Here is a 9,179-nt window from a genome sequence, read left to right on the forward strand (position 1 = left end):
CCCAAAGCACCACCGCGAAATAAGCATCCTGACATTCTGCGGATTCATGATGACGTTCTGACTCAAGCAGCGCCTGTTGTAATAAGGAAATGCTTTTTTCGCGAAATGCACTGTAATCCGGATATTCCTGCGGATGAATAAAAAATGCCGTCACATAACGAAACAACGGTAAATAACAATTCAGCAAACTCATCATGAGGGCACCACAAATATAATCTGTACCTGAAGATCTTCCGGCATATCAGGCCAGTAGAAGGAAATTTTGCTGTGCTGGCGGGCTTTGTTCCACAATTCACTGTCCTGCTCGACCAGGAAATAATGTGAATCGCTGCGGTTTGGCACACCACGCGGAGGCTGTGGACAATGTATTACCGGAATGCCCGGAAGAGCATGCTGGATCAGCAGTTCAATCATTTTTGGCGAGGCCAGTTTGATACCGCCCGGATTTTTGATCTGACGATTTTCCATCGGCATATTGGCAGAACGTAACAGCAGCAGTACTGATTCGGCATTTTTACTCTGCGCACTGTCAAAGCTGCCGGTGAACACGCCCTGAAGATCGTTTTCCAGCGTGATGTACGTGTTATCTTCAAGTACCAGACTGTTCAGCAGGGTGATCAGCGTCTTACGGGCACTCTCGAAACAATCCAGCAATTGATGATGATTGTAGGTTTGCAGCGAATTTTCGCCGTCATGCCACTCTCCCAGAAAGGAGCAGCTGTCATTGAATGAGGAAAGTTCGCCGACAAGCTGGCATAACATATTGTAGATATGCCACGGATGAACCTGGCGCGCCTGACAGAAATTTTTCAGTTGCGGTAGCACCCGGTTAAGGGAGCGCATAGCTAACAATTGTGTTACCTGATCGCCACGGTCGGCATCGCTGACCAGCCGCTCTGAGCGTTTGTATTCTTCAAGCTTTCTGGCCCGCGCACTCAGTTCAAAATAAATAGTGTCTATCAGCTTGCCGAGGCTGAATGATCCAAAAAGCGTCACGGAGGGTGGCGAGAATGTCGGATCGAGGGACACCCTTTCGTTTTCATAACGCAGCCGGGTGAGAGGAATGCATTCGCAATCAACAGCATCATCTTTTTCAACGTCCGTCAGCAATCTGACGTTGTAGCACAGGCGGGCCACTGCAGCGTCCGGCGCATGATCATAGACGTCTTTCATCACCCTCTCTTCGCTGGTATTGATCCAACGCGTGACAGCACGATCATGCTCTCTTTCCAATGTGGTGACATTGCTGTGCAGCGGATCGAAACGGCGCAAAGCCAGCCATAGGGTCAGAGGCTGATCGCGCTGTTTCCAGAAATCACGGAAGTTACGTTGTTCAACGCGGCTATTACCGGGCTGTGACAGCAAGGTACCGCCGGGCAAAATACAACGGAACTGCTCGACACTGATGACATAATCGCTCAGTGCTGCTTCATTGATGCTGACCTCAATCAGCCCGTAATTATAAGGCTGCGCCAGACGCAAATGCTCCGCGAGGTTCCATTCATAATGCAGGTCAATTGACTGAAAATGCTGCGGTTGCAGATAAAGCCCGGAATGCCAGTAGATCTGCTGTTGTTCTGGATACATTATTTTTTCTCTCCGGCAACGGGGATATCTGAACTGACAATGCTTTCACTGCCTAAGGTGACGGAGAGCGTGACCGGCGCTAAATGCGCATGCCAGACGGGTTCCCACCAGCCTGTGCTTTCCACATCCACCGGCACCTCTGTGCTGACCATGTGTTTCTTCACCGGAAACGGATAATAGCCCGCAACCAGCGCCACATTGCGGGTATCCCGGGCGCGATCGATATGCAACGTGTTGGTTTGTCCCGGCATCATGACGTAACGATCCACCTGCAAAACATCGCCTTCACTGCCTGCACCGGCAAACAAACTTTTCAGTGTTGCAGGGTTATCCAGCATCTTATCCAGCGTCGGTTTATCCTTAGCTTGTAGCAGTAATACCGTACAGCTGTTGGCCATATCATTCAGGCTGTTCAGCCCGGGTTCAGCCCGCAGTTGCAGGGTAATAGCGCCGCTGGCGAAAGGCGCAGCCACTTCGCTGATCGCCTTCTGTTGGCTTTGCCCATCATCTGATGTACAACCTGCCAGCAGCATGACGCCGAGCACCAGCCCGGTCAGTCTCATTTTCCCCCTCATTCTCTGCCGTGCCCTTTCAGTACGTTGTTGATATCACGCATGCTGCTGTCATCCTGCAACATCTCTTCCAGCCATTCGGTCAACGTCATGGCAGCCCAGCGCGCCGCTCGCTCCATCAGGAAAGGGACGGGGCTTGACGGTTCGGTCTGACGAAAAAAATGGGCAATGGTCAGCATCTGACTGATGGCCAGATCCCGTGACATCGTTTGTTTCTGAGTGTTATTCATGAGTGAACTGACGCCAGTATTCTGTTCATCTTCTTCCGGCGTTAATACGTTAAGAGTCATCACATCGTCATAAGCCGGTGCTGCACGGTCAAAGAGACGTTTCAGATACTCCTGAATTTCAGCGGTTGCGCTGCGCAACTGCCCCATCGCCAGAGAATCTGCCTGCGGATTCAGCTGACCATAGAGGACCTCAAACGTATCCAGCGTGGTCACCAGTCGGGCTAATACCTCATTTTGCGCGGCGACTTTCTGCGGATCCAGTGTCGCGGCCCAGCGGTTGAAGGTATCCATAGAGAAATCATCGTCACCGCCCCGTTCGGCAGCGCTGTCTGGTTTCATCGTCACCCGGTGTTCATAGGCGAGCACCTTACGCCAGTGATCGAGCGTGCTTTCCGGCTGCCCAAACAGAGGATGACAATGCAGCATCTGCGCCAGCTGACGGTCCACACGATTGAGCATGCCATGACGGATCATCACGCCGTCTTCATCCAGCTCCGGCCAGCCCTTTTGCCAGTAAGTTTGTATAAACGCTATCAGGAAACCGATACCGTCCAGCAAGCCGCTGATCCCATGTTGCTGTCCAAGGCCTTCGGTCAGCCAGCAGGCGACCTGCAAATCCTTGCTTTCTTTCTGTAACACTTGCGAGCTTAAGCGGATGACTTTGCTCCAGTCGGCTTTACGCAATTGAGTAGCCCATTCGCCCTGCGGCAAATAATCAGGATCGCTTTCCCGCGCCTCACGGATTTCGTTATAGATCGGCTCATATTCCATATTGCGGCCAGCGGGCTGTTCGTCACTGACCGGGGCGAGCAATGGCTCAAAATTCATTATCATTTCAATACACTCTATGAAATCAGTACGGTCGGACAACCCGCAACAAGGGTTCCGCCATGCGCGGTGCTGTCGCCCATCCTCGCGGCAGGTTTATTGCCAATCAGCACTTTCGTGCTGCCCATGACAACCGTATCCGGTGGTCCGACGCATACAGCCATCGATCCCAGGGTCGCGGCGGGCATGCCTCCGATAAACACCGTGGGCGTACCGGGTGTGGTCACCGGCCCGCCAACGTGTGGGATCGGGGGGAGGCCGGGGGTCACCATCGGGCAAACATGCATATCACCAACGCGGGCAGCGGGCTTTCCCATCAGTCACCTCCCCGGGTAGCGTGCCACTCAGAAAGCAAATTCTGAGCGCCCTTCAGGGGGGCGTCTTCTCCCGCTATCCCTACACTGAGCAATTTCAGCGCGCAATGGAGCATCAGGTGAGATAAATGAGGTTCGGGATACACCGCCTCGAACTCTGCCGGGGTCATGCTGCCTTGCATCCAGAACACGGATAAGCCGAGCGCACCAACCGGGGTATCAAAACCGAGCAGCTCTGCCTGCTGGAAAATACGGAAACGCCGGTCATCCTCAGGCTCTGCCAGCCACTGATGGATTTCACTGGCGCATTGCCGCACCGCAGGTTCCTGAGATTCAGGGCGACTCAGCGCTTGTTGCAGCGTCCACGCCAGCAGTTTCTTCTGCGCAACATCAGCAACCACGCTTGCCAGCGCATCTTCCCAACGGCCTGCCATCATCAGCTGCGCGGCATTTTCTGCGCCGTTTTGCAGCGGGTTGTAAGCAGCAAGCGCTTCCGGCGTGAGCAATTTTTCTTTCATGTTATTCATTTCCTCAGCCAATCTTCGTCACGCCGCCCTTGATCTGGGTCATACCGCTCCCCTGAACAGTGACCATCGCGCCTTTAAGTTCTGCCGTCCCCTTCCCTTCAATTTTGATCGTGGTGCCGCTCAGCGTAATGCCGGAAGGAGAAAGGGTGATTTTGCTGCTACCGACTTTTAATTCGATAGACTGGGTGGATTCAATGACGCAAGCTTTGTCCGCTTTGACCGTACTGCCACCGCCACTGATTTTTAGCTGATGGTTACCACTGGTCAGGCTTTCCTGCAGATTGCCTTTAATGTCCAGGGCATAATCACCCTGTTTAAGCGTCAGGCTTTCATTACCTTTGGTTAACTCGGTCGTACGGTTCTCACCAATGGTTTTGGTGACGTTTTTGGTAATACGCGTGGTGACGTCGTTTTTCACCGTCAGCAGCAAATCTTTTTGTGAGGTCATGATCAGACGCTCTTCGCCTTTTTTATCGTCGAAACGCAATTCATGCCCTTCTTCAACATTACCGTTGAGGGAACTGCGTGAAACGAATCCGGCATGATTTTTCTCCTCAGGCAGGCTCAGCGGGGGTTTATTCTGTCCGTTGTATACTGAGCCGGTCACCAGGGGATAATCAGGGTTGCCATGCACAAAGCTGACGGTAACCTCACTGTTGACGCGAGGCAGGAACATGGCACCAAATCGCCCGCCTGCCCACGGCTGTGAAACCCGCACCCAGCAGGAACTGCCATCGTCATGTTTGTTTTCACGATCCCACGGGAACTGAATTTTAATGCGGCCATATTCATCCGTGTGAACCTCTTCTGATTCAGGCCCGACCACGATGGCAGTCAGAATGCCGGCGATTTCAGGTTTTCTGGTGAGGCACGGCGGACGCCAGGAAAGGCTGTCCTTCAGTACCGTGAGCGTGTAGCCAAAATCAGGTTGCCCGTCATCAATGTTGCTCGATGCATGCATATGAACCGATTTGATAAGGTAGTGTCCCTGACAAGAAGGATGTCCGCTCAGAAGGAATTTATCGCCGCAACTTAACCACCACACGCTGGCCTCGGCGTGGAATTGTTGGTTATCTGCCTCGAGTTGCTCCATCTTCAGCCGGGCTTCTGATTGCAGTAATTCGCGTTTTTCATGACCGTGCGCATCAACATAGCTGACACCCGGCACGGAATATTCCGCCGCCGCGGCTTTCGATTCGCCTTCAACACGGGTCGCCTGCACCATGTTAAAACCATTGAGCATCACGGAAGAGGCCGCCAGTGAAGAACATGCCACCCAGTTCAGGATACCCACGCCATTGCCTCGCCCTTGCAGTGGCATAAAGGGCAATTCTGCCGTTTTGCCCGACTGATGGCTGGACGGGTGATCCGCCAGTACCAAGGTGTGCTGCCCTGCATCATGCTGGAAGAAGTAATAGATGCCTTCCTGTTCGAGAAGACGGCTGATGAAGTCGAAATCAGATTCTCGATATTGGATGCAGTATTCGCGCGGCTGGTAAGTCTCCCGCAGGCGTAAATCAATGTGGCTGATGTTGTGCTGGCGCAGCAGTTTGCAGACTAAATCCGGTACGGTAATATTCTGGAAAACTGCCAGATTACGCCCGAGACGCAGTAACGCCATACGCGGTTCCAGCGTACCGATGAAGGTGCTGATGCCATCGATATTATTGTCTTCTTTAATCTGTGTCAGCACACCGTGCACGTAGCGCTTTTGGTTACCACGGCCAATCTCACAGGCCATTTCATGCCCCAAAAAACGTCCCATCTGCGGGGTGATTAACGACGTGCGAAACTGAATCTGATAACTGAAGGTCTCGGAGAACTGTTCATCACCTTCGATATGCATCAGAGCCAGTGAACTGGCGGTATCGCCAATGAAACGGATAAACCGGTTGTCTTGCCCTAGTGTTTTCGACATTTTTATTTTCCTTCCCGGAAGACGGGTAAACGAATTTTATGCTGGTCTGTGTCCCCGGAAGGCCCGAGACAAATATCCAGCCCGAGTTGCCCGTTTCCCAGCAGGGTAGCGACGTTCGTTGTATTTTCGATCAGCAGCTCAATATCAAAATCCAGACCCTGACCCACGTATTCACGCAAATGTGACCACAGATTTTGATAGTGCTTTCCCTTAGGCAAAAAAAGGCCGGCGTTCTTCATCGGCACCGGTCCGAGCGTCACCGTAAAATGTGATTGCCGGTCCCAATACACGCTGCCGATCATAGGGGCAACGGCCAGCGTTTGTGACGGTTCTCCCAGCCGGCAACACAGGCTGGGATCCATAACCTGCCATCCGCCGGTGAAAGGCGTGACTTTCGCCGCCACGGAAAAACGGTGTTTTAACCAGGTTTCAACGTTGAGCATTGAGCGCACTGAATGTGCAAATAAATCAGCAAACTGCTCCTGTTGCAGGGAAGGTGTGCTGTTTGCCACGCCCGATAATGCACGGATGGCCTGACTCAGTGGCCGTGTTGCACTGAATTCCGCCATGGCGTAATAATGATATTTCTGCCAGGCGAGGTAGCGCAGGCTGTGCAGCCGGTGGTTAAAAATGTCCAGAAAAGCTTTGGCCGTTTTGTCCCCATGGCGGTAATAGCGGTCAATCATCCACTCGGTGTAAACCGTCGGTAACGCGCCCAGTGCCCCCGTCAGCCCGTGAGCCGCCACTTCCACTTGCCAGCGCTGCTGCTCAAGCGGGGTGACCGACGTAATATCGCCTTTCGGCGCATCCAGCGAGAGCGGGGAAATGAAATAAATCTGCTCTTCCAGAACCCGTTTGCTGTCTTCTCCCTGTGCTCTGGTCAGCTTGCGTAACAACAGACGCACCTGTTGGAAAAAGTTATGTGGACTGAGGATATTGCTTAGATCCATGACAGCCTTCCTGCACGCACAGGCCATGTCCGTGCAATGTCCCCCGGTGAGTCAATGCAGGTGACTACCCGTGTGAAACTGTTGACCGGTGCATACAACGCCAGAAAACAATCGATAAAGCGACACAGGAGAAAATACTCAACTTCTTCGGCCGCTTCGCTGGCAAAGGTAATACGGATCTCTATTCCCCGTGCCATGGAACGGGGATCCGAAGGCGCCAGCCGGGTAATGACCGGGGTAGTCTCAACATGCAGGATCAGGTTGATCAGGCGGGTAATGCCCGGATTATCGACAAAGTTGTACAGCGCCAGTGATTCCCTGAGTACACGGGCACCTTCGGGTCCACTGATCAGCATATGGTTGAGTGAAAGCTGAGAAATCAAACGCCAGCGCGTAGCTTGTTTCGCCGGCGGCCTGACCGGCAGCGTCGGGCGTGTCAGCGCAATAATTTTCATGCCTGCAATCGGCAGTTCTGATTCGAAATCCCCCTCAGGATCGCCGTTGCGCATGGCACCGGGAATATCGCGATTGGTGCAGGTCAGGTTCATGCTGACAATGTCGCAGCCGGGCGCTAACGGACGTTCTCCCCGGTCAGAAAAAGCGATAAATAGCGAGGTCGTGACGCCATCATTGTGCATGGTTTCACGTCGCATACATTGCCAGAACAAGCCGGTTTCACCGTCACTGGCTGAATGGTCTAAACCAAACAACGGATAGATGGGCCGGGACTGTGTTTCATTACCCTGCTTGCGCATTGCCGACACGCTGTCTACAGACCAGACTTCCATCGCATCCTGATGACGAATATCAGGGATAACCGGATATTCTGCCGTTTCGTGATCGGGCGAAATCGGCTCGGCCCGGTGGGCGAAAAGATTGACAACAGGCGTACAGTTGAGCAGAAACAGGCTTTCATTCACCGCACCGGCTATTTTTTCCAGCTGGCGCGCTATCATGCAGCGGTTAAATTTCACCACCAGTGAAAGCTCGCTCTGACTGCCCGCCACCATGCCAGCGGGCAACGGCATATCAATAAAATGAAATTTTTGCGGGAAGAAAAAATAGTCCTGTAACAGGCTGTGAGTGGGTGAAACCCGTGAATCGCCTGCAAGCAGACCTTCATTTTCACCGAAACCCACGGCGCGAATAGCGTGCGGTGACAGTGTATAACTCTCCCCCTGCTGGAAAAGTGTCAGTGACTCAACTTCACTGCACAACAAGGTATAAAGGATATTTACGATTCGGCTGGCACCACTGAGATGTAACCTCAGAGAATCTGCCGACACTGTGGCACCCGGCCAGACTGACAACTGAATTTTCAGACCCCAGCTCATGTCATCGGCATCCAGATGCAGACTGACTTTATGCAGGCTGACAGGCTGAAGGGTAACCGGATACGTGGTGCGGAAATGGCAAACTTGCCCGTTCACCGGACGGGAATATAATGTCGTTCCGGCATCGATGCGGTTACTGGCTGTCAGCGCGCTGATTTTACTGTCCGGCTGCATCTGTACAACGCAAACCGAGGGAAAAGGACGCAGAAATTGCGGAGCCAATACCGTCAGTAACGCATCAGTTACTTCCGGCATATCCTCATCGAGACGTTGCTGAATCTGTGCGGTGACCAGCGCAAAGGACTCAATAATTCGTTCAATATGCGGATCTTCTGATGTGCCTTCTGACATTCCTAAGCGTCTGGCGACTTTTGGAAAATGACGGGCGAATGCCTTTCCCTGCGTTTTGAGGTAAGCGAGTTCATTTTGATAATAAGAAATTAATTTTTTCGCCAACATTATGAATACTCGTTAATCACGCAGAGAGAATTGACTGATGACATCGTCCCACACCAGACGAAAGCGAACCTCACCATTGAATGTTTCAGCATCAATAATGAATGAGCAAAGACTTCCCTTTTCTTCCCCGGGTGTCACGCAGACATTTTTCAATCTTGGTTCAAAGCGCCGTAATGCCATTTCGATACGTGATTGAATAATGGCATTACGCTCAAGACGGGGCGTATCACTGGAAAAAGCGTCATTGATTCCATAATTAAGGATCGATTCATTAACCAGTGGAATATTATCAATGTGGTAACTTCGGGGGCGCGAAGACAAAAGCAGCAATATTTCATCAATGAATGTGCTGTTTTTGTCTTCTGCCTCAGTAAAGTCATTTTGATCTTTTGGGTTATTGTCAGATAATAGCTGTAATAAGCTTTTCATCAATAAGCCTTAATCCAGTGCACGCTTGCAG

The 9,179-nt window shown here is 52.1% G+C and carries 9 protein-coding genes and 1 pseudogene; all 10 read right to left on the reverse strand.

Going from position 1 to position 9,179, the window contains the following annotated elements:
• A pseudogene (locus J1785_RS06785) lies at nucleotides 1-196 on the reverse strand (DotU family type IV/VI secretion system protein); the annotation flags it as partial.
• Nucleotides 193-1,587 carry a type VI secretion system baseplate subunit TssK gene (gene tssK / locus J1785_RS06790; protein WP_217138865.1) on the reverse strand — a complete coding sequence of 465 codons (1,395 nt, stop codon included), beginning with the start codon at nucleotides 1,585-1,587 and terminating at the stop codon, nucleotides 193-195. The gene tssK and the pseudogene J1785_RS06785, both read right to left, overlap by 4 nt.
• Nucleotides 1,587-2,150, reverse strand: a complete 564-nt coding sequence (locus J1785_RS06795; RefSeq protein ID WP_238483115.1) for a type VI secretion lipoprotein TssJ — start codon at nucleotides 2,148-2,150, stop codon at nucleotides 1,587-1,589. Before J1785_RS06795 ends, tssK begins: the two co-directional genes overlap by 1 nt.
• 8 nt (nucleotides 2,151-2,158) lie before the next feature.
• Nucleotides 2,159-3,217, reverse strand: a complete 1,059-nt coding sequence (tssA, locus tag J1785_RS06800) for a type VI secretion system protein TssA (RefSeq protein WP_336369458.1) — start codon at nucleotides 3,215-3,217, stop codon at nucleotides 2,159-2,161.
• Nucleotides 3,218-3,234: 17 nt separating this feature from the next.
• Nucleotides 3,235-3,534: a PAAR domain-containing protein gene (locus J1785_RS06805; RefSeq protein ID WP_217219099.1), complete on the reverse strand. Its 300-nt coding sequence runs from the start codon at nucleotides 3,532-3,534 to the stop codon at nucleotides 3,235-3,237.
• Nucleotides 3,534-4,049: a DUF6931 family protein gene (locus J1785_RS06810; protein WP_217138861.1), complete on the reverse strand. Its 516-nt coding sequence runs from the start codon at nucleotides 4,047-4,049 to the stop codon at nucleotides 3,534-3,536. The genes J1785_RS06805 and J1785_RS06810 overlap by 1 nt, the downstream gene beginning before the upstream one ends.
• A gap of 13 nt (nucleotides 4,050-4,062) precedes the next feature.
• A complete protein-coding gene (locus tag J1785_RS06815; protein WP_217219100.1) occupies nucleotides 4,063-5,976 on the reverse strand; it encodes a type VI secretion system Vgr family protein in 1,914 nt (637 codons plus the stop codon).
• 2 nt (nucleotides 5,977-5,978) lie between these two features.
• The gene (gene tssG, locus J1785_RS06820) at nucleotides 5,979-6,926 is read right to left on the reverse strand and encodes a type VI secretion system baseplate subunit TssG (RefSeq protein ID WP_129953640.1); all 948 of its coding nucleotides are present in this window, start codon (nucleotides 6,924-6,926) and stop codon (nucleotides 5,979-5,981) included.
• Nucleotides 6,917-8,719: a type VI secretion system baseplate subunit TssF gene (tssF, locus tag J1785_RS06825; protein WP_129990975.1), complete on the reverse strand. Its 1,803-nt coding sequence runs from the start codon at nucleotides 8,717-8,719 to the stop codon at nucleotides 6,917-6,919. Before tssF ends, tssG begins: the two co-directional genes overlap by 10 nt.
• Nucleotides 8,720-8,731: 12 nt before the next feature.
• Nucleotides 8,732-9,148, reverse strand: coding sequence for a GPW/gp25 family protein (locus J1785_RS06830; protein WP_217219101.1), 417 nt, complete (start codon nucleotides 9,146-9,148; stop codon nucleotides 8,732-8,734).
• Nucleotides 9,149-9,179 lie beyond the last annotated feature (31 nt).

Origin of the sequence: Rahnella perminowiae, from assembly GCF_019049755.1 — a bacterium.
In the GTDB taxonomy this organism is placed as follows: domain Bacteria; phylum Pseudomonadota; class Gammaproteobacteria; order Enterobacterales; family Enterobacteriaceae; genus Rahnella; species Rahnella perminowiae.

What these genes read in the sequence shown, in the direction of transcription:
- J1785_RS06795 (WP_238483115.1), bottom strand. Translation starts at nt 2,150, where the DNA reads ATGAGACTGACCGGGCTGGTGCTCGGCGTCATGCTGCTGGCAGGTTGT.
- J1785_RS06805 (WP_217219099.1), bottom strand. Translation starts at nt 3,534, where the DNA reads ATGGGAAAGCCCGCTGCCCGCGTTGGTGATATGCATGTTTGCCCGATG.
- tssK (WP_217138865.1), bottom strand. Translation starts at nt 1,587, where the DNA reads ATGTATCCAGAACAACAGCAGATCTACTGGCATTCCGGGCTTTATCTG.
- J1785_RS06830 (WP_217219101.1), bottom strand. Translation starts at nt 9,148, where the DNA reads ATGAAAAGCTTATTACAGCTATTATCTGACAATAACCCAAAAGATCAA.
- tssG (WP_129953640.1), bottom strand. Translation starts at nt 6,926, where the DNA reads ATGGATCTAAGCAATATCCTCAGTCCACATAACTTTTTCCAACAGGTG.
- J1785_RS06815 (WP_217219100.1), bottom strand. Translation starts at nt 5,976, where the DNA reads ATGTCGAAAACACTAGGGCAAGACAACCGGTTTATCCGTTTCATTGGC.
- tssA (WP_336369458.1), bottom strand. Translation starts at nt 3,217, where the DNA reads ATGAATTTTGAGCCATTGCTCGCCCCGGTCAGTGACGAACAGCCCGCT.
- tssF (WP_129990975.1), bottom strand. Translation starts at nt 8,719, where the DNA reads ATGTTGGCGAAAAAATTAATTTCTTATTATCAAAATGAACTCGCTTAC.
- J1785_RS06810 (WP_217138861.1), bottom strand. Translation starts at nt 4,049, where the DNA reads ATGAAAGAAAAATTGCTCACGCCGGAAGCGCTTGCTGCTTACAACCCG.